This window comes from Leclercia sp. UBA5076 (genome assembly GCF_002416465.1).
In the GTDB taxonomy this organism is placed as follows: Bacteria; Pseudomonadota; Gammaproteobacteria; order Enterobacterales; family Enterobacteriaceae; genus Enterobacter.
Map to the genome: position 1 here is coordinate 211,792 of NZ_DIAO01000008.1, position 25,773 is coordinate 237,564.

The 25,773-nt window shown below is 55.2% G+C and carries 30 protein-coding genes, 1 tRNA gene and 1 pseudogene; all 32 read right to left on the minus strand.

Annotated elements, in window-relative coordinates:
• Positions 1-46 precede the first annotated feature (46 nt).
• The gene (locus B3X29_RS08425; protein WP_290522106.1) at positions 47-2,119 is read right to left on the minus strand and encodes a pyocin knob domain-containing protein; all 2,073 of its coding nucleotides are present in this window, start codon (positions 2,117-2,119) and stop codon (positions 47-49) included.
• Positions 2,120-2,183: 64 nt separating this feature from the next.
• Complete coding sequence (locus tag B3X29_RS22540; protein WP_409454958.1) at positions 2,184-4,631, minus strand: phage tail tip fiber protein; 2,448 nt, start codon at positions 4,629-4,631, stop codon at positions 2,184-2,186.
• Positions 4,632-4,654: 23 nt separating this feature from the next.
• Positions 4,655-7,118, minus strand: a pseudogene (locus B3X29_RS08435) (host specificity protein J); the annotation flags it as partial.
• A gap of 53 nt (positions 7,119-7,171) precedes the next feature.
• On the minus strand, positions 7,172-7,786 hold the full coding sequence (locus B3X29_RS08440; protein WP_290522107.1) for a tail assembly protein: 615 nt from the start codon (positions 7,784-7,786) through the stop codon (positions 7,172-7,174).
• Positions 7,764-8,510, minus strand: coding sequence for a C40 family peptidase (locus B3X29_RS08445; RefSeq protein ID WP_290522109.1), 747 nt, complete (start codon positions 8,508-8,510; stop codon positions 7,764-7,766). The genes B3X29_RS08440 and B3X29_RS08445 overlap by 23 nt, the downstream gene beginning before the upstream one ends.
• A gap of 2 nt (positions 8,511-8,512) precedes the next feature.
• On the minus strand, positions 8,513-9,250 hold the full coding sequence (locus tag B3X29_RS08450) for a phage minor tail protein L (protein WP_290522111.1): 738 nt from the start codon (positions 9,248-9,250) through the stop codon (positions 8,513-8,515).
• Between the two features lie 54 nt (positions 9,251-9,304).
• Complete coding sequence (locus B3X29_RS08455) at positions 9,305-9,802, minus strand: hypothetical protein (protein WP_290522113.1); 498 nt, start codon at positions 9,800-9,802, stop codon at positions 9,305-9,307.
• Positions 9,803-9,838: 36 nt separating this feature from the next.
• The gene (locus B3X29_RS08460) at positions 9,839-10,180 is read right to left on the minus strand and encodes a phage tail protein (RefSeq protein WP_290522114.1); all 342 of its coding nucleotides are present in this window, start codon (positions 10,178-10,180) and stop codon (positions 9,839-9,841) included.
• Between the two features lie 8 nt (positions 10,181-10,188).
• Positions 10,189-12,606, minus strand: a complete 2,418-nt coding sequence (locus B3X29_RS08465; protein ID WP_290522115.1) for a phage tail tape measure protein — start codon at positions 12,604-12,606, stop codon at positions 10,189-10,191.
• Positions 12,607-12,953: 347 nt separating this feature from the next.
• Complete coding sequence (locus tag B3X29_RS08470; protein ID WP_290522117.1) at positions 12,954-13,109, minus strand: phage tail assembly protein T; 156 nt, start codon at positions 13,107-13,109, stop codon at positions 12,954-12,956.
• Between the two features lie 80 nt (positions 13,110-13,189).
• Complete coding sequence (locus B3X29_RS08475) at positions 13,190-13,600, minus strand: phage tail assembly chaperone family protein, TAC (RefSeq protein ID WP_290522119.1); 411 nt, start codon at positions 13,598-13,600, stop codon at positions 13,190-13,192.
• Positions 13,601-13,603: 3 nt separating this feature from the next.
• Positions 13,604-14,101 (minus strand): phage tail tube protein, encoded by a 498-nt coding sequence (locus B3X29_RS08480; protein WP_290522121.1) that lies wholly within the window; start codon positions 14,099-14,101, stop codon positions 13,604-13,606.
• Positions 14,102-14,148: 47 nt separating this feature from the next.
• Positions 14,149-14,514: a tail completion protein gp17 gene (gene gp17 / locus B3X29_RS08485; RefSeq protein ID WP_290522123.1), complete on the minus strand. Its 366-nt coding sequence runs from the start codon at positions 14,512-14,514 to the stop codon at positions 14,149-14,151.
• A complete protein-coding gene (locus B3X29_RS08490) occupies positions 14,511-14,996 on the minus strand; it encodes an HK97-gp10 family putative phage morphogenesis protein (RefSeq protein WP_290522124.1) in 486 nt (161 codons plus the stop codon). The genes gp17 and B3X29_RS08490 overlap by 4 nt, the downstream gene beginning before the upstream one ends.
• Complete coding sequence (locus B3X29_RS08495) at positions 14,989-15,321, minus strand: phage head closure protein (protein ID WP_290522126.1); 333 nt, start codon at positions 15,319-15,321, stop codon at positions 14,989-14,991. The genes B3X29_RS08490 and B3X29_RS08495 overlap by 8 nt, the downstream gene beginning before the upstream one ends.
• A gap of 2 nt (positions 15,322-15,323) precedes the next feature.
• A complete protein-coding gene (locus tag B3X29_RS08500) occupies positions 15,324-15,503 on the minus strand; it encodes a hypothetical protein (protein ID WP_247866750.1) in 180 nt (59 codons plus the stop codon).
• Between the two features lie 70 nt (positions 15,504-15,573).
• The gene (locus B3X29_RS08505) at positions 15,574-15,900 is read right to left on the minus strand and encodes a head-tail connector protein (RefSeq protein WP_247866749.1); all 327 of its coding nucleotides are present in this window, start codon (positions 15,898-15,900) and stop codon (positions 15,574-15,576) included.
• A gap of 9 nt (positions 15,901-15,909) precedes the next feature.
• Positions 15,910-16,095, minus strand: a complete 186-nt coding sequence (locus tag B3X29_RS08510; protein ID WP_290522130.1) for a hypothetical protein — start codon at positions 16,093-16,095, stop codon at positions 15,910-15,912.
• 52 nt (positions 16,096-16,147) lie between these two features.
• Positions 16,148-17,368 (minus strand): phage major capsid protein, encoded by a 1,221-nt coding sequence (locus B3X29_RS08515; RefSeq protein WP_114317019.1) that lies wholly within the window; start codon positions 17,366-17,368, stop codon positions 16,148-16,150.
• Between the two features lie 12 nt (positions 17,369-17,380).
• The gene (locus B3X29_RS08520) at positions 17,381-18,235 is read right to left on the minus strand and encodes a head maturation protease, ClpP-related (protein ID WP_290522134.1); all 855 of its coding nucleotides are present in this window, start codon (positions 18,233-18,235) and stop codon (positions 17,381-17,383) included.
• Positions 18,236-18,243: 8 nt separating this feature from the next.
• A complete protein-coding gene (locus B3X29_RS08525) occupies positions 18,244-19,548 on the minus strand; it encodes a phage portal protein (RefSeq protein ID WP_290522136.1) in 1,305 nt (434 codons plus the stop codon).
• On the minus strand, positions 19,548-21,305 hold the full coding sequence (locus B3X29_RS08530) for a terminase large subunit (protein ID WP_085451494.1): 1,758 nt from the start codon (positions 21,303-21,305) through the stop codon (positions 19,548-19,550). The genes B3X29_RS08525 and B3X29_RS08530 overlap by 1 nt, the downstream gene beginning before the upstream one ends.
• Positions 21,305-21,778, minus strand: a complete 474-nt coding sequence (locus B3X29_RS08535) for a phage terminase small subunit P27 family (protein WP_164529882.1) — start codon at positions 21,776-21,778, stop codon at positions 21,305-21,307. Before B3X29_RS08535 ends, B3X29_RS08530 begins: the two co-directional genes overlap by 1 nt.
• A 193-nt stretch (positions 21,779-21,971) precedes the next feature.
• The gene (locus B3X29_RS08540) at positions 21,972-22,172 is read right to left on the minus strand and encodes a hypothetical protein (RefSeq protein ID WP_032617619.1); all 201 of its coding nucleotides are present in this window, start codon (positions 22,170-22,172) and stop codon (positions 21,972-21,974) included.
• Positions 22,169-22,519, minus strand: coding sequence for an HNH endonuclease (locus B3X29_RS08545; RefSeq protein WP_290522142.1), 351 nt, complete (start codon positions 22,517-22,519; stop codon positions 22,169-22,171). Before B3X29_RS08545 ends, B3X29_RS08540 begins: the two co-directional genes overlap by 4 nt.
• A gap of 343 nt (positions 22,520-22,862) precedes the next feature.
• On the minus strand, positions 22,863-23,156 hold the full coding sequence (locus B3X29_RS08550; RefSeq protein ID WP_290522144.1) for a DUF7681 family protein: 294 nt from the start codon (positions 23,154-23,156) through the stop codon (positions 22,863-22,865).
• Positions 23,157-23,166: 10 nt separating this feature from the next.
• Positions 23,167-23,619, minus strand: a complete 453-nt coding sequence (locus B3X29_RS08555; RefSeq protein WP_156654310.1) for a lysis protein — start codon at positions 23,617-23,619, stop codon at positions 23,167-23,169.
• Positions 23,609-24,106: a lysozyme gene (locus B3X29_RS08560; protein WP_197431848.1), complete on the minus strand. Its 498-nt coding sequence runs from the start codon at positions 24,104-24,106 to the stop codon at positions 23,609-23,611. The genes B3X29_RS08555 and B3X29_RS08560 overlap by 11 nt, the downstream gene beginning before the upstream one ends.
• A 6-nt stretch (positions 24,107-24,112) precedes the next feature.
• Positions 24,113-24,343, minus strand: coding sequence for a class II holin family protein (locus tag B3X29_RS08565; RefSeq protein ID WP_168192050.1), 231 nt, complete (start codon positions 24,341-24,343; stop codon positions 24,113-24,115).
• A gap of 529 nt (positions 24,344-24,872) precedes the next feature.
• The gene (locus B3X29_RS08570; protein ID WP_072010776.1) at positions 24,873-25,196 is read right to left on the minus strand and encodes a four-helix bundle copper-binding protein; all 324 of its coding nucleotides are present in this window, start codon (positions 25,194-25,196) and stop codon (positions 24,873-24,875) included.
• Between the two features lie 160 nt (positions 25,197-25,356).
• The gene (locus B3X29_RS08575; protein ID WP_032617612.1) at positions 25,357-25,542 is read right to left on the minus strand and encodes a hypothetical protein; all 186 of its coding nucleotides are present in this window, start codon (positions 25,540-25,542) and stop codon (positions 25,357-25,359) included.
• A gap of 89 nt (positions 25,543-25,631) precedes the next feature.
• Positions 25,632-25,708, minus strand: a tRNA-Arg gene (locus B3X29_RS08580).
• Positions 25,709-25,773 lie beyond the last annotated feature (65 nt).

Below are 25,773 nucleotides of genomic sequence, written 5' to 3' on the forward strand. Positions count from 1 at the left end.
CAGTAGTTTTCAGGAGAGGTCAGGGCAAGGCGGCTGTACCTATTGATCATTGCTGCTGAAAATCCGGTTGTTCGTCAGAATTGGTTGCAGCCTCCGCTTCTGCTCTTAGCCTTTCCTGCTCCACTATTGCTTCAGCTTCCAGCCTGTCCTGCTCGGATTTCGCGCGCTCCGCCTCCTCTTCTTCCAGCCTTTTGGCCTCGTCGCGCTCGGCCTGAATGAGCGCCGCCTCTTCCATCTTTTTGTTATAGATGCTGTCAGCAGGCATCTCAACACGGACAGAAACGAACTGATCGGCAGGTATATCTATTGGGTCCCCTTCGGCAAATCCTTCGCGTTCGTTGCGGGCGAATGCCGGGGCCCCCGGGTGAGTGCGATGATAGGTTTTCACCAGTACAGAACCATCTGCGTTCACTTCATAGTCGAGCCAAACCAGAGGCTGTCTGTTGCGATCTTTCGGGATGTCAAAGCCGCCATCAATACCGCCCCACTCGGCATCGGCGTTCAGGCCCATGCATCCGCTTACCAGATACTCACCAACACCCAGGCGCGTTACAACACACCCTTCGGATTCAGAGTTTGTCAAATGCGATCCATCATGAAAGATCTGGATGATTGGGGAAGCCCCTTTGAGCGTTCCATCTGCCGCTTTCGTTGTGTTGGCAGTGGTATACACCTCGCACAGCTTGCCGTTCACGGTGCTATCTGTGTTCAGTATCCGGAGGTACATCTTTGGCTCACGGAGTACAGTCGGCAGGATGACCTGATAAACGGTATTGGCATCGAAAGGCGCGAGGATTACCGATGCGTTATCGTCAACGCCGCCTAGCTTCATTTTTGAGATGTAGAAGCCTGATCCAAGACGAGACTCCTGGTTTATTGTGGTTAACGCGGTCGAGCCAAGCCCGAACGACCCCACCGAAGTAACGCGCCCAGAAGTCTGATCGTTGAGGCTGGTCTGTAGCGTGATGCCGATGTTAGATCGAGCCTGAGCCGGAGTGCTGGCCCCGGTGCCGCCGTTGGTGATGGGTATTACGGTGGATGAATCGCTGTTAAAGCACTGGTTTACAATGAACCCTCGCGTACCTTTAGCTCCGTTCACAAACACCAAATATTCGCGACGGTTAGTTCCAGCACCAGTATGTGCCGTCAACCGCAATGTTGCCTGGCCGTTAGCAGTCCGAATAACTTCAATCGTTACACCTGTACCATCGGAATATATGATACCTGCAGGTGGATTGATTGATGAGGAGAAGTTGATGACTATTTGCGATCCTGATACAAAATCTGCCTGTTGCCAGTCGAAAGCTGACACTGGAGCCTGAGCGACCAAGCCAATACCGATCGCCGCCATCGCATCGGCACCCATTAGACGCCAGCCATTGGCATCTCCGCCAGCGTACCAACTGACAGAAGTCCATCCGGTAGCTGCATTAGGCGCTCCATGTCGCTCATATGTGCCAATAGTGGTAAATAGCAGTTGGTTAAGCCCTGCGATTGTTCCACCTTGGCGGCGAATCGACATAATTACAGCGTTACCGTTTATACCAGCAGGCAAATCTGTCCGTGAACCGGATAATACATACGTCTGATTCTGAGAAAAGTAAGCAGCATCAGAAAGTCCAACAGCAGCAGGCAGCACCGTATTTGAGCTTAGCCCGCCAACCTCAGACCAATCAGACCAAGGGCCTGACCCATTCCATGACCCGGTAAGCCAGCGGATAAATAACCGACCTGCATCAGTAGTGTATCGCTGGGTGCCGTTGCTGCGCCCGCCCGCGAATATCTCCAGCACGCCGCGCTCTGCTGCTGGATATCCATTCGCAAGATCGGCAGCGGTGGCGCTGACGCTTGACTGGCCCCAAGCGCCGACATAGGTTGAGTTTGGCCCCATGGTGTTCAGATTGGTGCTGGCAGGAATCCCGCCGCGCCATTGCATCGCAGAAGAGGTGATCCCTGCCATCTTCGGCCATGACGGACCAGTAAACGTAGTTCCGTCTGCCCGTGTAAGCGTCACGTCGCCGGGGCCTACCAGCAATTTGTCCTGATTGGAGATATCAATTTGAGCCTGGCGAAATGCTTCCGTGACGGTTTTTGCTAAATTGTCATCAATCGTAGCCATTCGTGATGTCCTTAAAATGAAAAACCCGGCCGGAGCCGGGTGTGATGGTCTGAGGTTATGAGGATCAGGAGAAGGAACCGGTGCCCCGGGTTATGATCAGTGTTGGAGCGGCAATGCGCTTACTTGCCGTGCCGGTGCCAGTAACCGTAATGGTCCCTGTAATCACGTTGGCAGTAAGATTCCGTACAGCGTGACGCACTGTTATCCATAACCCTCCTGTCCCGGCCGGCACGCTGATAGCCCCCATGTCACGGACATTACCGTTGATGTTGAGTGTGATGGTGATGGTCGTAGTACCAGAGGTAGAGGACACATACACCATTGCCTCGAGCAGGGCCGATTTATCCAGCGATGAGGAGGAGGAATCTGTAAAGGTAATCGAACTAGAGGCTGCGGCTGCGCCTGATACGTAGGCATCTGCAGCTATACCCACGTTTGCCACATCCCCAATGAAAGATGTCGCCTCGACCGTGCCCCTGAAACTCCCGCTGGTCGCCTCAATGCTTCCTTTAAAACTCCCGTTGGTGGCATAGACAGTTCCGCGAACGGTTACGTTGTTGAACACTGCGTACCCGGATTTATTGATGTGCCAGCCAACATTTCCCGTCCCGTCCCACGTACTGGACTGGATGTAATTGCCGATCTTGGCGTTATCCATAGAACCATCCTGGATGAACACCGACCGCAAAAACATCTGGCCGCCGGTTGCCGCAAACACCAGTTCCTGCCCGGTAGTCGTCGGGTTGTAAACCGCAAACGTGTCGGCGCTGACGAGGAAGTTAGAGGAGCCGGTGGCATCAATCCCCAGTTGGATACCCGCGATGCGCTTAATGCCGTTCGCCTCCACCTGAACTTTAACGCCCCACTGCGCGGAGAGCTTGCCGTTGATATCAGCAACAGCTTCGCTGGTCGTCTGGACTGCGGAGTTGGTATCGCCAATTGCGGCCGTCACCTGCTGAATGCTGGTTGCCGTGGCGCTCTCCAGATCCGTAACGGCTTTATCAATGCGCGTGATGGCTGCAGCGTTGGTCTGGCCGTTTTGCTCTACCGTGGCCTTAAGCGTAGTGACCTGCTCCGCCACGGCGCTTGTGGCATCCGCAGAGGTCTTCCGGACGTCGCTGATCTCGGCCATCGCTTTCGTGTCGGCTACAGCAAATGTAACACGCTGATCAGAGAAAGCTGTGAAGTTGGCAAGCGCGTTGGTGATGTTACCGATGATACCGGCGTCACGGCTTGCGGTATTGCCATCCACATCAACTTTCAACGTATCGATGCGACGACCCAGCGCGCTGTCACCATCCGTGCGGGCCGTGGTTTCCGTGCTGATGTCCGCCGTGTTCTGGTCGGTCGTGGCCTTCACCGCAGCCAGCGCGGTGGTCTGCGCCTTGTTGTTATCAGCGACGGCTTTATCGATGCGCGTAATATCGCCGGAGTTTTTACCAACAGTAGTCTGCAGGCCCGAGAGCGTAGTGGCCTGCGCCTCCTGCTCAGTCGTCAGCGTTGACAGCTCCTGCGTCACGCTGGCTTTGTTGGCGTTAACGGTCGCTTCCAGCGCTGTCCGGGCTGTCACCTCCGCTTCCTGCGCGGTGATGCGCGCCTGGCGTTCGGTGTACAGCAAGCCCGATGCCAGTTTTGACGGATCGTCACCGGTATAGCCGCCCCGGATCTGAGTCGCCAGCGTCTCGCGCGCCGTAGCTTCCGCCTGGTCACCTGATACGCGCGCCGCCGTTTCCTGCTGCAGCGCCGCCATCCCGGCCCCAGGCGTTGGCCGTCCGACTGCTACCCAGTCAATCAGGTAATAGTTTGTGGCGTCCTGTTTGGTGGACAGGTCCAGCCTGAACTGATTCATCGTAGCTTCTGTCAGCCAGGGAATATTGTCGAACTCCAGCGTGGCGATCCCGTTGGCGTCGTATGCAGGCTCGCCGACAGTGAGCATGTTGGTGTCGTTGAAGCCACCGGTACCACGCCACCGCAGCTGCCCCGCCCAGCCCGGCGCCCCGAACTTCCTGATGCGCATTTTAACGAAGCGATAGGACGACGAGTTAACACCCAGTGAGCCGGGAGACGCCACCCAGGGATCGGTAGCATGGTTCGCCGGGCGTATCCAGCCGTCAACAAAGGTCGGGGTCCCGTTCCCGGTCCAGCCCTCCACTGTCGAATCGAAATGCCAGATTTTGAGTGGATCAAACTGCGAGCCGGTGCCGGCTGACACCTGGGCGATCTGCTGCGCCAACGAGTCAGAGGTAGTCTGAATCGTCTGGTTGACGTTGCTGATATCCGCAACGCGCTGGTTCTTCTCGGTCAGCAGCGCCTGCCCGCGCGCGGCGGCCTCGTCGGTGATGGCTTTCTTACGGTCCGTGACCTCCTGCGCCAGGCCCGCTTTAGTCGCCGCCGACTCTGTCGTGACTGCGGTGATGTCGTCGCGCGCCGACTGGATATCTTCACCCAGATCCGCAATGTCCGACACGAGGTTTTTATAGCCCTCGGTCTGTTCAAGCGTGTCGCCGATCATGTCGAGATAATCACCGGCGTTAGAGCTGGACTGGCCTGCCGCCCACTCCGTCCAGTCTCCGGTGTTGCCGATACGATCCACCAGGCGCGCGCGGTACCACTGGCTGACGCCCGCCCGCATCGGGCCATGCTGGTAATGCGTGGCCGGATACGGCACCAGCGCCAGTAACTGCGGGTTAGCCTTGTCTTCGGTGGTTGCGCGCTGAATTTCGGTGTATGCCGTATCACCAGAGCCATCCGGGAAAGCCCAGGTGATGTCGATAGCCCAGACAACATCATCCGTGGCGGCCAGTGCCTGCGGCGTTCCCGGCCTGCCGTTTTTGCCCGTAAGGTAGGTAGTGTCAGCATAACCCCACGGAGAGCCTGAATCCTGGGCGTTAAGCGCACGCACCCGCACGTCATAACTTCCGGTGTAAATCCCCTGCACCGTAAATCCCTGGGCGCTGCTCACCGGCACGTTTATCCAGTCGCCATTATCCTTGCGCCACTGCGCCTGGTACCGGATAGCACCATCCACCCTGTCCCAGGACACATTCATGGTGGCAACGGTAAGTCCCTGCTCAATGTGGTCGGTTTCAGTGAGGGTAATGTTTTTCGGTGCCGGCAGAACACTTACCGGCGTGACGGTGACCGGTGCCGGCGTAATGCGTACACCGTCATCGATATAGCGGTATTTATTCGGGTCATGCTGAACCGCGGTGATCGTGAAACCACCGTTGCTGTCGTCGTTCGCCCGGATGGATGTCACGCGAAAATACTGGATAGCCAGGTTATCGCTGTCGATGGCCCACACTGCACCGGACTCAGGCGGCAGCCTGAAGGGGGTGGTGACCGTCACTGTCTGTTTATCTGCGCTTACGGACTCGATTGTCCGCGTCTGCGCCTTGCCGTCTGGCAGGTTGACCACCAGGCGGTCGCCGGCGGCGTAGTCAGCAGGACGATCAAGCGTGACATTTCGCCCGCTCACCGCCCGGATACGCCCGCCGTTCTGCTTACCGGCACGGAACGGATCCGCGATACCGATAATTTCTGCAGGCAAGGGAATATAACCGTCCAGCCCCACGCCAAATGACACCGTTCCGTCGCGCGCATTAGACAGCAGCGCCCAGCGGCCCCGGCGGTGCGCTTCACTCTGGGATGTGCAGCCAATCGCCGTCATCGACATCTGGTTGACCTTGTACCGCTTCACCAGGTCGGAATCGTAGACACTCTCAACAGTATCGCTGTAATGGTTCTGCGGATCAGACCAGGACACCAGGGCAGACGAGTAGCGGTTTTTGTAGCTGCCGCCGCCGTAGGTAAACAACCCGTCAATCACGTTTGATGCGTGGTAGGTAAAATCCACTTCATCCTGCGGCACATCCGCGCGCACGTAAATCTGGTCGTTGCCCCAGAAGGTGATCCCCCGGAATATCGCCGCCAGATCGCTGAGAACGGTGTAGGCGTCCTGCTGGCTCTGGATGTAGACGTTGCAGGTGAAGCGCGGCTCGGTACCACCCGCCCCGTTCGACACCTTCTGATCGCAGTACTGCGCAATCGCATACAGCTCCCACTTATCGATCATGGCAGCATCGATGCGGGTGCCCATGCCGTAAATCTCATCCAGCACCAGATCGTAGAATACCCAGGCCGGGTTGTTGGTGTAGGCCATTTTGAAGCCACCGGACCAGGTGCCGCTGTAGGTGCGCGTAACCGGGTCGTAGGAGTCCGGGACACGTACCAGTTTGCCCTTCGGCCTGCAGGTCACCTTTGGCGCCCCACTGGTAAACTGGCTGGCATCGACCTCGATATACAGCAGCGCGGTATTTGGATAGCGTAACTTGCTGTCGATCACCTCAGCAAACGAGAACACCCTGAAGGCGTTTATCAGTTTTGAGTTACCCACGGAATCAGGCGTGATGCGACGCACCCGCACCGCCCAGCCGGTAGTGGCCGCTGGCAGGTCTATGCGGATGTCGCGCTGGTATTCCGTGGTTGTCTTTCCGTCGAATTTGCCGTTAACCACCGTCTGCCAGGCCGCACCATCAGTCGAGAGATCAACGGCGTACTCCGTGACCGTGCCGACCATGTCGCCGTTGTCTTTATAGGTGTACTGTACGGGCAGGCTCAGCTTAATCCGCACGGCATCCAGCATCAGGTCAGAGAACTGGCGTGTCCACGGTACGGTGGTGCTCACTGTCACGTTGGCCGACATTTCGTTGTCGACCTCAGGCAATCCCTGAATGTAGTCCTGATCCTGAGTGCCCGGGCGAAAATCCCACTTCACGCCGGTGAAGTTGTAGCTGCCGTCGGCGTTCGCCAGCGGGGTGTCGTTAAGGAAGATGTTCTGTGCTGTCAGCTCGCCCTGGATTTCACCTTCAGCGATCGCCAGCAGCATTTTTAATTTTGCTGTCGACAGCAGGTCATCCGGATCCTCAACAGGAGTGTGCTGTTTAGCGCCACCGCCTTTACGTCCCTGAATAAGGGTTTCATCTTCGGGAAGTCGCATAGTTCACCCATAAAAAAAGCCACGCGCAGGTGGCCTGTAGCTGAGAATAAATTTCACTGCTGGTCGCTGGAGAAGATCCCTGCGCTGATGACGGCCCCGCCGATCTCGCGCTCACCAAAGAACACAGGTACCGGATAACCCACAGCCACGGTGTTCACCGGCGCGCCAAAGGCGTAATTGGGTTTGTTGTCTGTGCTGGACGACGCGCCAACGTTATATTTTGGCTGCGGGGTCAGCAGCTGCACCACGCCGCCCAGCATCATCGACAGGCCGAGTCCAGTCAGGGCCGTTGTTGTCGCAGTTGCGGCAGCCGTGCTCAGACCTATCGCCGTCAGCGAAGCCCCCGCGGTAAAATACGCGGCCACGAGCGCCACCGCTCCGATAACGATCTGCAGCACACCGCCGCGCTTTGAACCTTCAGTAATGGCTGAAATCCGGTACACCGCACCGCCGCGGGTCATGTCGAACTCGTCGAGGCCGATGTTGTTTTTGCCATTGAAGAAGGCAAAGCGGATCCCCTGCATATGCCCTTCTGACAGGTAGCGTTTAAAGCCGGGAACCTGGCTGCACATGGCGCGCAGCATCTCGCGCAGATCCTCAACGTGAAACTGGTGTTCGCGCCCGAACTTTTTCGCCATGCGGCCTTCAAGAATCAGTGTTTTCAGCATTCATCAGCTCCCTGTGCCGGACCACACGAACGGTGCGGTCTCGGTAATATTTGCCGTACGGCACCCGGGCGGACAGGCTGCCGAAATTATGGTGCAGCATGATATTGTCCTGGTGCTCGTGGTGACCGAGATAAACGGCCGCGTGGTTGGTTACCTGCGCCTGTATGCGCATCATGATCATATCGCCGGGACTCATATCAGCGGGGTCTACCTGGATAAAGCCTTCTGCCTCCCAGTTATCGTCGTAGCGATTTTCGCCCTGCTCCCACCACTCGTACGGTACCGAGTAATCACCCAGGGTAATGCCGTGCTCACGCTGAAACCACTCACGGATCAGCGACCAGCAGTCAGCAAAGCCCAGCACCCAGCGCCGCCCGGCGTAGTCCCGGTCCTCACGGGGTGCCAGCGTGCAAAAATCACCGTCCGGCCAGCTCATGATGCCCCATTCCACCCCGGACCAGTCGCACTGCACCCTGTCCATTTCGGACGGCACAAGCTGCACCACATCAGGATGCGAGTGGATAACCATAATGATTTCGCCCTGCGCCGATGCTGCCAGCTTATCCTCCGGCGAGATCGTGAAGGCCTCAGTGGGCGTTGCTGAAATATTCCGGCACGGAATGTACTGCTGCGCCCGTCCGGCCTGCACCACCACGCCGCAGGCCTCGTTCGGATATTCCGCGGCAACATGAGCGCGGATCGCATCCATCAGTTTTTTTCGCATGGTTATTTACCCTGAAGGTTTGCCGCCGGGAAGCCGCCAAACGGCATGGGGTTACCCGTCCCGAACCGCGCTTCGCAGTCCTGTATCTGGCCGCCGCACATATCCAGCGCCGGGTTATCCGTGGGGGTGCCGTCCTTGAGAAAATAGCGGTTTCCGTTGTAGTCGCACCCTGTGCCGGTGCGGTACCAGCCGCGCGTGCACCATGTGCAGACTGGCGTGATCTGCCGGGTGGGCAACTGCAGATTCTGGATGTCAAAGGGTGAGCACAGTTCAAAGTCGACCTGCACCCGCGTTTCAGCGGTTTTGGCGTTGACGTAAAAAAGCTGCACGCGCTCGTCCGCCGGGCTGGCGTTCGGGTTGCCGGCTGTCCAGTTGGCCGCGTCGAGATATTTCGCCAGCGTGGTGTGGATCTTCACCTTCGCCCTCGCCAGGTCGTCGTACTCCAGGCAAAGTGCAGTCACATAGTTGCCGACGTTCGACACGGAAAGCGTGGGTGTGGGCTGTGCCCCGGTGCTGGACAACTCCAGGCCTTTCAGCTCGTAAGGGTAAGGGTCGTACTGCTGACCCTGCCAGATAATGGCAGGCAGGTTGTCAGCTGCGAATGCAGCCCAGCCTGCAGTAGCAATATTGTGGGCATGGAAGCGCAAAATGGTATCCATGCCAAATTCGGTGCCGTCGATCTCGATGAGCTGTATCAGTTCACCCGGCTCCAGTTTCTGTACGTCGTTCGTAAAGCTCATATTTCACCCATAAAAAAAGCCCGCTATGTAAGCGGGCTTTCTGAAAAAGGTCGGTTAGTCGTCTAATTGCTCTTCGTCTTCTTCTGTTTGATAGCTCAGAAGATTGCGAACTAAGTCATCCTCATCTTCTTTTCTGAGTTCTTTAACACGCTTAATACTTAACCGTGCCCAGTTATCGATAATTCCAGTATCAAAAAAAGCAAAGTTACCGTCTGGATCTTCAATCAACTGCCAACCTAGCTCCTGAAGCTCCTCGTTAACGCTTGCGACGAAGGTGGCATGTAGTGCTGAGCGCTGTGCCAGGAGCTTAAAACTGCGTCTGGTCAATCGGTAACGCGTAATGGCTTTGCCTTTTTCTTCTGCGTATAAGCGGGCATTAATAACGATTAATAACGCTACGTTAGTTGCTTTAAGTCTCTCTTTAAACATAAAAACCTCATCATGCTGGATGGAAATCTTTAACTTCTTAGTTAGGTCCGTGTTCCTTTGGACAAAATAAATATAGATGACACCAGATTTGGTGTCAATAATATTATTTTTGGTGATTATCACTCACACAAACTTCACCAACAAATGCATTTTCACCAACTATGGTGAAAATGCCTGCTCAAAAATAAAAGATATCTCTACAAAGCCACCGTGGGGAAAAGTCGGGCTGACAGAATCAGCTTTAACCCGATATAGCTTCTGCTCTCCCCACGGGTTTACCCACCAGAACGATTTGATGACATGGCTCAGAAGGAAATCGCGCACTTTCTTCATCGTCGCCACATCGCCATTGCATTCCAGATTCCAGGTTTCGGCATCGGTGTTGATCCCATTGCCAGCCACCTGCTTATAGCCGTCGCCAAACTGCGCCTGAAGCGTGGCCACAGTATTTGCACCAGTAGGCCCTATGCGGACGCACCAGGTAAAAGTGTCGATTGCCATATTGCTCCTTAGCGGCGATAGAGAATGCCGCCTGGCGATATTTCTTTCTTCAGGCGATCGGTAAGGGTTTTCTGGACAATACCTTCAAGCTGACGTGCTGTGCTGGCGGTATTGGCATTACTGATTTCACCTGCAGAACCATCCTGCACGACGCTGACGGGAGCATGGATATGGATATTCATGCCTCCACCATTCCCCCCGCCAGTGTCAAGAGCACGGACCCCCAGCGAGCCGTCGGCGGCACGCGTCAGCGGCATGATCGCCTCCGGCCCGGCCTCCCCCATCAGACCAGCGCCTTTAGCGAACGCGAACATGGTCGGGCTATTGACGATGGAATTGCTGAACTTGCTCAGATCCGCGGATTCGTACACTCCGCCTTTAGCATTTAGCTTCACCCCCGCCGCCGCGTTGGCATATGAACCTGAAGGCGTGCTGCCGCCCGCTACAGCGCCAAAGCTGAAAAACGAGCCGATACTGCTGACAGCATTGGCGATTGCCATATTAACCAGCACGGTCTGGATCGACTTCAACACGCTGACGCTCCAGTCCTTCCAAGAAGCCTCGTTATCGTTGAGCATATCGACAATATTGCTGGTAATGCCGGACATCGCGCTCTGCATTGCGCTGGCAGCCTGAGAGGAGTAGTTCGTGGCGTCATCAACCCAGTTAACCAAGCCGTCGCGCGCACCGGTTACCCAGTCGGCGTCGAGTTGGTCTATCTGCTGGTAGTAGGATTCGTAGTTGCCGAGTCGCGTAGCCAGCGCATCATTAATAGCTTCCGATTCGCGTTGATAAACGCTTTCGGTGATATCACCTGACTGGTACTGCAACTGGAGATCTTCACGCTTTTCGATGAATTCCCGTTCGACGGCCAGGCGTTCGCGCATACGATCTCGCGTCTTGTCACCCATGCCAGCACCAAAGATATCGGCATTGAGGCTGGCGGCGTTGTTGGCGTTCTCGCGCTGCAGGTTCGCCACAAATTCAGCGACCTTGAGATTATCTTCGTTAGCCTTTTTAACGGCATTAAGCCGATCAACCTCTGTGGCCAGTTGCTCGAGGCGCTGGCGCTGCGTCGAGTTAAGGCCCTCCAGCTTGCCGTCGGCGATATCAAATTGCAGCTTCTGCTGCTCTGTAACCTCAGCTGTTTTTTTGCCAGTTGTGTCGATCAGGGCTATCTGGCGAAGGTAGCTTTGCTCTGTAGCTTTGAAGGCGTTTTCTAGCTTTTTAGCACCAGCATCCGCAGTTTGTTTTCCATTAGTTTCGCCTTTCCCAAGTGCATAACCACTACTTACTGGAGCGCTAAGGGTTGCTGGACTGGTCGGCAGAGAAGTCTGGAAATTTTTAACATCAGCCAGACGATCTCGTAATTCTTTTAACTCTTTCTGCTTGGCATCAGTGTCCATTCCTACTCGGTTTACGCCAGCAAGAAAACCCTGATCGTTAAGGTCTGATTCAAGGTTTTTAATTCTTCTCTCAATCTCACTGCGAGAAGCATTAGCAGCAACGCGTTGGCCCCCTTGGAAATTCTCCACCAGCCGCCCAAGCTCTGATGCCGCTTTCCCCATCCATCCAACTAAAGACGCAATCCCGCCGACCATTTCAGCTAAACCCTGCAAAACTTTTGGGTCCGTGAACGTTTTCTTTAGGTCATCCAAGCCGTTCTGAAGCGGTGATAAATCTACCTTTGCCAGTCCGGCAGCAATTTCCATTTTCAGGCCGTTAGCTTGCGCCTCCATATCTTGAAAAAGGGTGTTCACTTTAACAAGATCATCAATTGATTCTGGCGAAGGTGCTACGCCATAATCTTTTGCTAATTGAATAAACTGCTGAAGTTTTTGGTTATTGTTATCGAATAGGGGAAGTAATTTAGAGAGGTCATTGCCGATGCTTTCTAATATTGTTGTTCTTTCAGCATTAGTCCCGATCTTGCTTAGTGCCTCACCTATTGCTAATAATTGTTTATCTGGCGTTATTTTTGAGAGCTTTAAAGCAGATAAGCCAAGAGCATTAAGCGCATCAACAGCCTCCCCTGACTTATTTAAAACAGCGTCACCAATCTTATCTCCAATGTCCTTGAAGATATCGGCCATCTGTTCACCTGAAACCCCGGCCTTTTCCGCAGCAAATTGCCAAGCCAATAATTCCTGAGTGGAAAGCTTCAAGGACTTAGCCCAGCGATCGGTCTCAATTACCTGAGTGGACATTGTCTTTAAGAGTACAATTCCAGCAGATGCTGTCGCCACAGCTGCGCCAGCGGCAACCGTGCCAACTGACAGGATAGCTGAACCCGCCGCCTTAGCATCATTTTCAATCTGCCGTCTCCACTTGGCTGAGGACCTCTCGGCTTTATCCATACCTGCTACAAATCCGCCAACCTTTGCTATTAAATCAATAGTTAGTGTGCCAAGTGATTTTCCAGCCATATAAAGCCCTAAAATGAAAAACCCGCCGGAGCGGGTTGATTTGCAATCGCATGATTAAATTGTTAATTCACAGCGATAGAAATTAATATTAATTATTAATTCAGCTCATTTTCGCTATGAAATAGAAAGTAAAAACAACCCCAATCATAACCAACAATATCATCATGCATCCTGAAGGACCTTTTACCCTTAACTTAAAAGGTGCCCCGCACTTAGGGCAAACATCAGCCTTGCTTGATACTGCCTCACCACATTCCTTACATTTAATAAGTGCCATCACCCCTCCTTTCACAGATTTTGAAAGAGTAACAGGGAATTGAGTAATGACAAAACTTCAACCTATTTCATCAATTCCAGGCATTCATGGCATCTTCCAGAGAGACAGGCGCTTCGGGGATGTGCGGAGCAAAATCACTGATACGGAATGCCGGGGCATCCTTGCCTTTATTGACGTTCGCCAGAACGGAGGAGATAAGCGCAGCACCCCACTCCGTTCGCATCATCGGGTTCAGGCTGCCGTATCGTTCCCGGTATTTCGCCCAGAGCTGCGACTCTTTGAAACTGATCGCTTCCCGCGCTTCGGCTATGGTTCTTCCGCCGATGCCATTGAGGACGAGCTCGCACCAGAACTCGTCTTCGGCGCTGAGCTGGTACTCTTTCCCAGATCGTTAACCTCCTGGATAGCCAGCAGCAGAGCGATAGTCAGCTGGCCATCCAGCGCGCCGCGTTCCGGATCAGCTTCGCCGGTAATGTCCGCCGGGGAAAACACCGGATGCCCGGCTTCGTCGCAGATGGAGGCCGCAATACGCCCGGCCACGCCATCCACCCGGCCATTTGCCGCCATAACGTCGGTCATTGCCGAATGGTAGCCCATAGGTCGTATAAAGACGGTTGCCGTGAGCTCCTGCTCGCCCTGCTTCCAGGTGATTTCCTTCTCTACCGGGCGGCCGGTGAATGCTCCGGCCAGCTTCAGTGAATCCAATGTCAGTTTCATGCTTTAGGCGCTCGCTTTTGGTACCCAGACGGCAGAGCCGGAACGCTGGATAGAGGCGGAAGTGGAAACAACCGTATTGGCTGCAAAATCAAACGGGAAGTCGCTTACGTAGCCTTTAAAAACAAACCACGTGCGGCTATCCGGTAACGCCAGTCCGTCTACCGCCCCGGCAGCTCCGTTGGTAGCTGCTGTCGGCGCGGCTTCACCATCGGACCAGCCGATTGCAAAGGTCAGATCCTGATCGGCTTCATCATCGGAAATCGACAGATTATAGAGCATGATATGGCTGGCATTTTTAGGATCAGCATTCAGCGTGAGGGATGCTGCGCCCGGGGTACGAAGCCCGCGCTTGTAAGTACGATCGTTCTTTTCAGAGAGGCAGGTATCCTCAATCTGGTCAGCAGGGTTACTGCCAGGTGAAAACGCTGTAATACATTCCACTTCACTCACTGCGCCATTGGCGAGCACATAGAGCTGCGTGCCTTGAGTTAATACAGACATGGGTTATCTCCGGTCATAAAAAAACCGGCTCAGGGCCGGTGAGAGAGTTATCGCTTCACTATCCAGTCGACGTCGAACGAATAGCGGTAGCGTCTGGTTTCGGGGTCTTTTTCCTGCCCACCCCAGCGCGTGATATACGCGTGTGGCTCGATAGCGTCGCGTAGCGCGGCGGCAACAGCGATCACCTCGTCCACGGTGTCGGCATACGCATCAACCTGCAGGGTGAAGGAGTCTGCGTCAGGACGCTGGGCCAGGTAGTTCTCCGGAGAGCCGGTCACGTTCTGCCACACCACGTAGGGATAAACCACGTTGTCATCCTGCTGGCCGAACGGGTAAAGGCGCAACGTGTCGCCGCCCAGCAGCGTCACCACTGGCGGGCTGGCGGCGCAGACGCTAAAGATCGGCGCAATCATGGAGGCACTCCTTTTTTCGCCGCGCGCTTGATAGCGCGGTCAATAGCCTTTTCGTATTCTGTGGCAAAGACGCTCACCACCTCACCGACGCTGCTTTCGGCCGCCGGGCGCACAAACGGCTGCGCCCGCACGTTCTCGGTACCGAACTCAATCAGTCGCCAGTGTGGCGTGGGCGCATTCTCACCAAGATCGGGATGCTTCTTAAGGACCGCACCATGCAGCACGCCGATCCGAAAACCCAGGTTGCCGGTAGTCTTGAAGAGGCGTCCGTTCCAGCGCATAGCCACGTTATCAGCTATGCTGCGTCCGGTATGCGGATCATCGATACGTTTGGCGTTCTCTTTTGCTTTTTCGACGATTACGTTACCGGCGCGCCTGAGAGCAGCACGCCCGCCGCGACGGCGCAGATCGTCACTGACGGAGGACAGTTTCCCCAACAACGCTTCAACACCGATGATGCTGAAATCAATGCCGTCAGCCATCTTTAACCCCTCGCGAGCATGGCAGCGTCAGATATTCCCGGCCGCTTTTATCGTCTTCCAGCACGCCCTGAATATCGTAAACGCGGCCACGGTAAAGAATGCGGTGCTTATCCGTGACATCATCACGCCAGCGGATAGTGATCCTTGTGGTTACCTCGCTCTGTCCCGCCTGCGCGGCCACAAAATCTCGCGCAGACAAATCGGTAACGTTAGCCCACAGCTCGGCCAGGTCAGCCCACCCATTAACCACCGCGCCGGTAACCGGGCTTTGCGTTTTAACAGGCTTCTGAAGCGTGATTCGTTTATTGAGCTTCCCCGCCTGCATGATCACCCCCTTGGCTTGCCGCTGAGATAAGTATGCTGTGGAAGTTCAGCATCACTCTCTTCTACTACCATTGACTGGTAGATCACCGCCGCCAGAGCCTCGTTTGACTCCGCCAGTCGGTTCATCGCTACTGTCTGGGCTGCCATTGCTGCCAGCAGCTGGCTTACCTGTTGCTCGTTCATAGGCGATTTTCATCCATTTTTTTAGCCACTCGCGCCGGGCGGCGCATCCACTGCAGGTCATAAATTGCCCTCAGACACCATAAATACGGTACGGTTGAAGCAACGATTCAACGGCCAGATCAACGGTTGAAGAGGTACCGCTGGTGATTACTGCTTCCCGGTTTGCGTACCAGTGCGCAATAAGCATCAGCATGGCCATCTCGATATCTTCACCATAAAGCAGTCCGTCAGGGTCAAGCTGGTATAGTGGATCCGCTGCATTTTCGTAAAGCCGGCGGCGGGTCCAGCTCTGAACGTACCGGGTCGCCCCTTTGATGCTGGTTTCAATCCAGCCATCTTCCGCATTATTGTCGGTATCGATCCTGCAGTGTGTTTTAACCTGCTCTTTGGTCAGCATGCCCGCTCCTTATTTGGTCTTGCCATTTCCTTTCGGCTTCGGGTCTTTCTCAGGTTCCGGCTTTTTCTCGCCAGGCTCCTGAGCGTAACCGCTGGCCACAAGGTCGCGGCCGTGCTGTTCCAGCGTCTCAAACCCGGTGCCTTCAGTAAGCACGTTGCCTTCAAAGTAGATGGGCTTGATAGCGATCAGCTTCATGACTGCCTCCTTTGAGGAAAAAGAAAAGCGGCCCGCAGGCCGCCGTTAAGGATTACGCACCGCCACCAGCAGCAGGTGCAGTGAAGGATCCGTAGATGAAAGCTTCCGGGCGTTTCACCGCCAGCGCCAGGCGCTCTTCGCAGCGAATCGAGATCATGTTTTTCTCGAAGTCGTCGGCGTTCTCAGTGGAGATCACCACGTTGGCATCTTCACGGTCGAACAGCTGGGCAGCGGCGTTGAATGCACCGGTAAGGAACTTGCCCTGGAATGCGGCAGCTTCGGTCGCCACCACCGGCAGGCCCCACAGGGTTGGCCCGGTCAGGGCCGCCGGGTTCGCCAGGATATAGCGGCCCAGCGTGTCTTTGGTGAGTTCAATCTTCGCCCAGTCGATGAAGTGCAGGACGTGGCCGGAAGCCGGGAAGCGCGCCAGCTGCGCCTGCAGCATTGCGAGGCGCAGATCATCGATGCCGTTCTGCTGCTCAACGGTAAAGGCAGCGTCATAAGCAGACGCCTGCGGGACGATGCCTTTCAGGTGCGCGCCGGTACCATCGCCGAAGAGAATCTCCTGCTCTTCGACATATTTCAGGCCGTAACGCATTTCAGCGTCGATAGTGGACTGCAGCTGTGCAAAATCATCCAGGATCTGTTTGGACGCCTTGAACATGTGCGCGATGGTGGTCACCGGAGTGATCTGCGTGGCGAACTGAATATCACTGTACGGTTTGGCGGTACCTTCCGGCACGACTTTCGCCGCATTGGTGAATCCGGTCTGCTGCACCCAGAAGATGGCCGGTGCAGAGGTGCGGCCCGGCGCAATCAGATCCCGGATGAAGAGGCGCTGCTTCGGCGCGGTATCAATACCCGGCAGGCGCTGCGGCTCAACCACGCCGGTTGCCACGTCAGTGGAGATCAGCGCAGCATTCACCGGAACGCTGACGCGCTTCCCGCCTTCAACGCTTGCCGCGAACGCTTTCAGTGCTTCGCTGCTGATAACGGTCTGGCCAACGGTCTCGATCACCTTTGCAGCATTCGCCAGCGGCATCTGAGCAACCTGCTGCTCAAGTTCGCCGAGCGCCGCCTTAAGCGTTTTCTCAGCATCTTTCAGGGCATTAAATTCCACTGCCATTTTGTCGACAGTATCTTTGGTTGCCGCTGACAGCTCGCCATTTTTCTTAGCTTCTTTCAGAGCTTCTTCTGCCTTGGCATTGAATTTGCCGGTCGCCTCTTCAATGCTGGCGCTGACTTTTTTCAGAATCTCATTTACATCAGACATAACATCTCCGTTTTACTGGGCAGCCGCTTTCAGGCCGCTGAGCGCGGCTTCCAGTCGGTCAATAGTTTCGTTTTCGATGGTGGCAGCGCTCGGCGTACCTTCAGGGGTGGCAGCAGCGCCTGGCTTGCTGCCGGATAAGGCTTTAAGGAGTTTTCGCCGCTCCGATCGCGGCGTACTGGTTTTGGCCAGCAGGGCATCAATTTTGCGCAGCGCCGCTGCCGGGCTGTCGTCGTCGTCAGCAATTTCATCAGCTGAGAGGAGGCTGTCAGCAAAGCCCTTTTCCACCGCTTCGCTGCCGCCGATATAGGTTTCGCCGTCCATCATTGCATCGACGGTGTCGGCATCAAGACCGCTGCGCGCCTGGTAGATATCGCTCATCGCTTTATCAAACGGCTCCATATCCGTAGCGATCTGCGCCAGGTCGTGGCGATTGCCCATGGCATAGACCCAGCAGTTATGGATCATCAGGAAAGCGCCTCGTCCGATCTGCACGTCATCACCGGCCATCGCGATAATCGATGCTGCCGATGCCGCCAGGCCAAGCACCTTCACGGTTACTTTGCCGTCGTATTCTCGCAGCAGGTTGTATATGGCCAGCCCCTCGAACATGTCGCCGCCGGGGCTGTTGATGTTAACCGTCACGTCAGCACCACCGAGCGAGCGCAACGCACCCGCAATGCGGCTGGCCGTTACACCTTCTCCCCAGTAATCAGCGCCGATCACGTCGAAAATGGAAATGCTGTTGTCACCTTCGCGGGCGGCGCGGATGCCACCGTTCCAGCGCTCCATTGCCGCAGCCGGCAGATCAGGTTTTTCGCGCGCAAAAGGCCGCCCCTCCGGCGCAGCCGGAAGGCTTTTAATGGTCATGGATGCTCCTAAGCCGCTTTCTTCAGCGGTGACTGTTCGAAGGGAATATCAGGGAATACGTGGTTATGGACCTGCCGCAGCGCGAATGCCTGTGCAGCCTGGCTGTTCTGCTTAAGATCATCGAGTGGGGTCAGGTTGAGCTGCACCGTGTAAATATCGCCGCCCTCGATAGGTGGCATATTCTCCAGACGGCGCACGTCGTTGCGGGACATCCAGCCGTTCTGCAGCGCACTGGTGTAGTACGCCGCCCGGCCAGCGCTGTCTGCGCGCAGCAGGCCTTCTACTGAGAACTCGGCAAAGAGGTCCTCTTCACCGTTCAGCAGGCAGCGGGAGATCTCCTGCTCAATATTCACCAGCAGCGGGCGCAGCGTATGCGTCAGGAACTGGAGGTTCATTCCCTCGAGGCTCGACGCCCAGCTGCTTTGCTTTGATGTATGCCCGACCATAAACGGCGGCACGCGGAACCAGCGGCAAATTTCCTCAATACTGAATGAGCGACTTTCCAGCATCTGAGCATCTTCAGGGTTCATGGTGACCCCCTGATATTTCAGGCCGCCCTCAAGCACCATGATTTTTCCGGCGTTTTTGGAACCGGTAAACTTCGCCATATAACCGCGAAGTCTTTCCCGCTGATCTTCGTCCAGCGCATTGTCCGATGAGAGAAACCCGGAGCTTTGCAGGCCCTGTTCAAAAATCTTTGCAGCAGATTCTTCAACCGCCATCGCGGAGCCGATTACATCCCGACCCGTCCTCATCGGCATCATGCCGCAGACACCATCGAGGCCGAACCCACGGATGTGCATCAGGTTCTTTTCGGGAATAACGCGTTTCTTGCCATCCTCGGTGTACGTGTATTCCAGCCGCCCGGTATCAAGCCGCTTCACCACCATGTTCTGGGGCAGCAGTGGCACCAGCGACACCAGCTTGCTGCCGATAAACAGCTTCTCGACAAAGGCATTTCCGCGCAGGCAGATGCTGGCCACCACCATCAACATAAAGCGCGACGGCGTCATTTCCAGATTCGGACGGCGACAAAGCACCTGGTATACCGGATGGTTCTGCGCCAGCTTGCGCGAGCCATCAGCCTGTCGGGTGTAAATCTTTACCGGCAGCGTGGACACCGACTCGCTCAGGAGCCGGACGCAGGCCCAGACGGCCGAAAGCTGGATCGCCTTATCTGCCGTGACCACCTTGCCGCTGCTGCTCGTGCCATACCACTCCTGCCAGAACGTTCCGGTAGTCAGGCTGATGGGCACGCCCAGCCAGTTGAGCAAGGCGCTTTTTACCTTGCCCGGCTGCTTACTTTTCTTCATCAGAAACCTACCATGATGGGGTTGTCAAAGAATCCACTCAGGTCCTGCTGGTCGTTGCCACCGTTAACAAGCAGACGGCTCATTGCGGTAAACAGCGCCGCCGGGCCGTCAATCTTGGCTTCCGGGGTCGATTTGTTGGGGAAGATATTGTCATTACGATCCGGCCGAACCGTCACATTCGACATCATCCAGTTCATCACCGGGTGATTGCTGTGATGGAGCCGTCCACCGTAAACCAGCGCCTCGACTTCCTTCATGGCTTCGGAGAAGTTACGGACCGTCTGTGGAACCTCCACCAGAGGCAGGCCTTCCTCGGCAAGCGCCAGGCTGAACTGCGTGGCACTCCACGGGTCAAAACCGATTTCTTTCAGGCTTTCACCGGCCACCCACGCCTGAAGTTCTTCCTTGATCTGTGCGTGGTCTATCACATCCCCGTCGGTCAGGATGAGCTTGTCCAGTTCCGCCCATTTGCGGTAGAGCTCGGCCATCTGCCGGGAACACTTCTCAAGCCGCCCTTCCGGCAGCCAGAATTTAAAGTCAGTGTGAACGTGCCCGTCGGGAGAACGCCAGGCTTTTACCGCGGCGCAGATATCGATTTTGTTCGCCAGATCGACCCCCACCCAGAGCGGATAGGTTTTCAGTTCATGTGCCGGCGCGATGAGTTCGCATTTTTCCCACTTCAGCATGTCCATCCAGGAAGACTCTGCCGTAACCCAGATATTCATGTGTTTGGTGAAAAAGTTAACTCGGGCGGACACCTGCTCTTTGGCCTTCTTCGCCAGGCGACGCAGATCGTCCCAGCGCTTGCAGATGCCGAGGCCCGGATTCGCCTTCTGCCAGACCGTTTCATCGAAAGGGTCGTCGCCTTCGTCCAAGGTGTAGATGATGGCAAAGAAGGTATCGTCCTTAACCGCTCCTTCCACATCGCTGTTGAAACCGCGCAGTACCTTGATGGCATAATCGCGCAGCTCATAGCAGATGCCTTCTTTATTAAAGCCGGCGGTGGTAATGCCGAACAGCAGCGACTGCAGGCGCGCACCGGTTGCTGTCTCCAGCACGTCCCAGACGTCACGAGTTTTATGGGCGTGCAGCTCGTCGACAATGCCGCAGTGGATGTTCAGGCCGTCCAGGTTGTTCGCGTCGCTGGAAAGGGGCTCGAACTTCGATGCGCTCTGCTCCTGGTAGATCGCCAGCTTGTTGAACTCAAACAGGCGGCCCAGTGTCGCTTTCGCTTTCTTCACCATGTTTTTGGCATCTTCAAACACGATACGCGCCTGGTCGCGGGTTGTGGCCGCCGAATAAACCTCAGCGCCGCCCTCGCCATCTGCACCTGCCATATACAGGCCGACGCCGGAGGAAAGTGTGGATTTCGCATTCTTACGCGCCACCTCGTTGTAAGCGGTGCGGAACCGCCGCACCATAACCGGGCGGCCGCTGCCATCGTTGCGCAGCACCACGTCGCCGGTCTCCTCGTTCACCAGCGGGATCACAAACCCGTAGATATTGATGAGAATGAAAATATGCCAGTCCATCAGGTCGATGGGCTGACCGGCCTGCGCGCCCTTAACATGGGGTATAAATTTGTAGAAATTCAGGATGTGCTGCGCCCTGGGTTCGCTGAAGAAGATCCCACGCGCCTCGCCGTTTTTCAGATCGTCCAGAAAACGCTGGCATGCCAGCCGGACAAACTCACAGGCAATAATCTCCCCCGCCACGACGCGCTCGGCGTAGCGGATACCCTCTGCAACCTTAGCCATTAATCCCTCGCTTTCATGAACTCAGCCAGCGGATCAACCGCATCCGGCGTTTTGGTGCTGACCTTCGACCGACTGGCAGGCGTCATGCCGAACTCGGCCAGCATGGCACGGAGACGCTTCCAGGCATCTGCCTTCATGATTGCCGCCGGGTGCGCTTTAATCAGCACATCCCCGGTCTGCGTTTCAGTCCGGTACGTATACCCCTCGATCTCCAGCGTGTCGCAGTGGTGCCGGTACTCGGTGTACGCCTCGACCAGCAGTTCGAGTGCACGGGCGTCCAGCTGAGAAACGACGCCGACGGCATCAAGCTCTTCAGCCATTCGCTTAAACCAGTACTTCGCCTGCTTGTCGAAATGCTTCGGAGTTGGGGGTACCCCTGCCGGGGGTTGCGGCTCGTCTTTATTGATCGGACGTTTTGATGGGTTACCCCTCACCAGACGCAGATGGGTCGGGGTTTTCGGTGGTCCTGACATAATCGAAAACTCCTATTAATCATCGGATGGGGGACCCCATAAAAAAGTTTTCTAACCTGCGGCGATGCGAAAAGAGGTTAGGCGGCGGTCCTTAGCAGGCAGGGGCCTGAACTTTTGACCCGCCCTCCCCCGGTAGTGATAATCAATATCATTCACATCAAAATGATTAAGTTTGAAATCATTTCGCATTACATCAGTCAAGATGGAAGTCATCACTGAGGTTGCGGCGCCGCGCGCTACTGGCATTGTGCGGGCAGGCGCTGGAGTTATGGCCCGACTGACCGCAGTAGCCGCAGCGCAGGTTCGCACGGCGGGCTGAGCCACCCCATGTCTTTGGGCAATTCGCTACGGTGTGCAGCGTCGATCCGCAGTAGGTGCAACGCGTATAGCTCATCGGGTTCTCTCCGTCGAGGTCTTGCGTTTATGGCATGGCCAGCACAGCGATTCGAGATTGCTGTCTTCGTCTGTGCCGCCGTGAGCTTTCGGGATGATATGGTCGACGGTTTCAGCCGGACGAGGTCTGTCGTTGCGCAGGCACTGCTGGCAGATGTGTCGATCACGCTTAAGGATGCGGGCACGGATGATGTCCCACTTACTGCCGTAGCCACGCTGGTGGCGGCTCAGGCCGCGCTGATGCTGCTGCCACCCTTCGTTACGGTGGGTTTCGCAGTAGCCGGAACGGTCAGTGGTGGTGCCGGAGCACCCGCGCTTACGACAGGCGCGAGGGATAGCTGCAGGCATATTGTTGGCTCCAATAAAAAAGCCCCGCGTGAGCGAGGCTGTGGTTTATTCCCTATAGGGTATATTTTCGATTTATCCCCTGTAGCCATTACGATGGGTCTGCCCATGGTGATAGCAATAGAGAACCACCAGCCCAGTGGCTCACTGTTTTTTTGATGTGGCTGAACACTCCAACCTGGCAGCTTCGCTTATGGGAAACTTCCCATACCCACTTAATGTCACGCTGCTAAATTCAAGGTGTAACGAATATGCATTTGCATGCCCTCAAAAGAATTTGGATTCCCTTCCTTTGAGGGCTTCTTTTCCCATTATCAAGCACATCCGCAGATGAGCTTTGGAATGGCTAACAGTCAGCGTCAGGCCGGGCAACAGCACGACAAGCCCACATACAGGCTTCCTGCATTTTAGTGCGGGCAATAGACAGGCTGTGTATAGCGTCATCAATCTCACGTGCCTGCTCAGTGTTCAGCATTGCTGGCCCATGACGGACAGCCAGCAGCTCTCCGCGTTCGGTATCGAGCAGGCTGCAGAAATGGCGGCTTACTCCTTTCAGGCGGTTCATACGCTCAATGTCGCCAGGTGTTAACGTGCGGTACCCCTTTACGGTGCTTCCATCCTGCGGTTTTGCTTCGCTCATATCTTCCTCGTTAGTTAAGGCACTGCTCGCGCACATACGCCTGCAGACCGCTCAGTTGCTTGTTGACGGTTTCGATTCGCTCCCTGAGGGTGAAATAATCCCGTTCAGCGGAGTCAGTAAGTCGGGGGCCGGTGCCATCATCCATGCCGGAGGATGTGGTCGTTCCGTTCGTGGTGCATCTGGCGTTGAGCTGCAGCCGACGCTTGCCAGAAGCAACATCGCGCTCAAGCTGATCGATAGTGGCTTTTGCATCCCGCAGTTCTCCAGTGTATTTGGCATCGAGCGCAGCAACATCACTCTGGCGCACCTGCATATCGGTGATGGTGGAGTTCGCCAGTTTCAGGTTTTGTTCGGCGTTGTCAGCACGCTTCTTCTCATTGCCTACCTGGCCAATCAGAAAATAAATAACAAAGAAGGATAAAAGCAGTTCCACGCCGATTATCAGCCAGGCTTTAGAGGTCATGTTTACTCTCCGCCAGGCACATCGATCGCTCCATCTCTCTTCGGTTCTGGAGGCCTTTCCACTTCATGCCACCAGCGTAAACCCAGCGCCGCATCTCTTCGCACGCTCCGTCGTGATCGCCTTTGTTCAGCTTGCGCAGCAGCGTGGACTTAGAGAACGCATCAGACCCAACGTTAAAAACAAAGCTGTAAAGTGCAGCACGCTGATATTCGCCCAGCGGTACTTTGACCAGGTTATCTACCGTTCGCTTGGCTGGCTGGAGGTCTTCCCACAGCAGCTGGTCACATTCGCGATCGGTATACTTCTTCCCTCTTACGATATCCCGGCCCGTATGGCCATCGCAGACAGTCCACACCCCGGCGACGTCTTTATAGGCTTCATACTTCCGCCCTTCGACACCATCCTGCCCACCGAGAAACAGCGAGGCGATCAGCATTGCACCGCCACCAGCAGCGGCGATGAGTTTGTTACGCAGGCTACTGGTCATTGGCATTTAATCATCTCCGACTTTGACTGCTGGGCCATACTTCTCAAGCGCCTTTACCTGTGCATTGGCGACCTTGCGTTTGAAGTACCAGTTAATGAGCCCTGTAACGATGATCCCGGCAATACCAGCCAGTACGCCGATGGCGCTCCATTCGTCAGGGCTCAGTTTTGTGAGGACGCCGTTCAGGATGGTTCCTCCTGAGGTGCCGAGGGCGACTCCGGTGACAAGTTTGCTCATACGGGACATTTCTCTCACCTCGCTGGTTCGCGGGTGTAGTGTGGATAGGGATCAGGCTCTCCGGACGAATTAACGACAAGACGATTGATGGGGGGTTCCGGGAACCTGAAATAAAAAAAGGCCCGCTTTTACGCAGGCCTAAATGAGTTGGAAATTTAAGTAGGTAGGCGTGATACGTCGCCATCATCCAAATAGTAGCTGTGTCGAGCAGCGATACTGGCCGGTCAGGATGTCCGGTTAATGGTTATGGCTTGGTTCACGATTAAATAATAGCACTACTAACGAAGCGCATATAAAAAAGCCTGCTTTACTAGCAGGCGATATTTAACTCAGAAATGGAGAATAAGACAGGTGCCGGGTGCCTCCCGGTGACTCGTTACCAGTTATACGAGCCGCAAGCATATCTGCACTTAGCAGTTAACTGGATTGCCCCGCCGCATAGGGGGATTCACCTGACTCATAACCATAGCAAAAATTTGTCAGAATTCTAAGTGTCGATGCTCAAACAGAAAACTGGGAGAAAGCTCCATTAAGCCATCGAGCGGCACGCTTCTGCACAACGAAGGCAGGCTTCAGAGCATTTCTGACAATGTTCTGCTTCGTGCTTCCCACATTCTTCACCGCATTTCTGACAGACTTCTGCGCAGACCCGGCATAGCGATCTGGCAAATTCACTATCAAAGGTCATAAATTGCGCTGCGAGCCGACAAATATTCGCGCACTGCATATCGAGTCTTATGCACTCACGCATCATATCCACTTGTTCTTCTTTCAGACATGAAGCAGCACAATAATCACAGGCAGCCGCGCATTTGTAGCAGGCTTCGATGCATTCAGCATGGTTAACTGGCATAGTTCGCTCCTTTCAGTCGTAAGCAGAAAACTAAGTCTGGTTACAGGAGTGCGATGATGCCAGTTAATAGGAGCGTTATTCCAAATTCGCCTAAATTGTAATTACAGGGAACGCATTCGAATAACGACCACCTTCATCAAACCCGGAACGACCGACGAGATCATGATGGTGTAAGAGGACCTTCCAGAACTTCTGCTTCGCCGTCATCACAAATGGGATCACCCTGCGTCAGGTGCCAAATACCGATTACGGTCTTACCCGTTTCAAGATCTTCCGTTTCTCCATGGGTATAGTAGGCAACCTGAACTCTGCCATTGTGCTGTATCCAGTAAAATCCCTCTATCATGCCATTCCCTCCCTCACTGTGAGGAGAGTCTAGCCATTGTGGTTACGGGCTGGTGTGAGAAATACTTAATTAAGAATGAAGCGATGCAATGGTCCGCCATCGAGGATTCGAACCCCGAACCACAGAGGTAGAAGCTCCGTGCTCTCTCCGGTTGAGCTAATGGCGGAAAAAAAAGACCAGCAGTGAATGCTGGTCGTAAATGCCGTTGTATACACATTGGGCGTTTGCCCG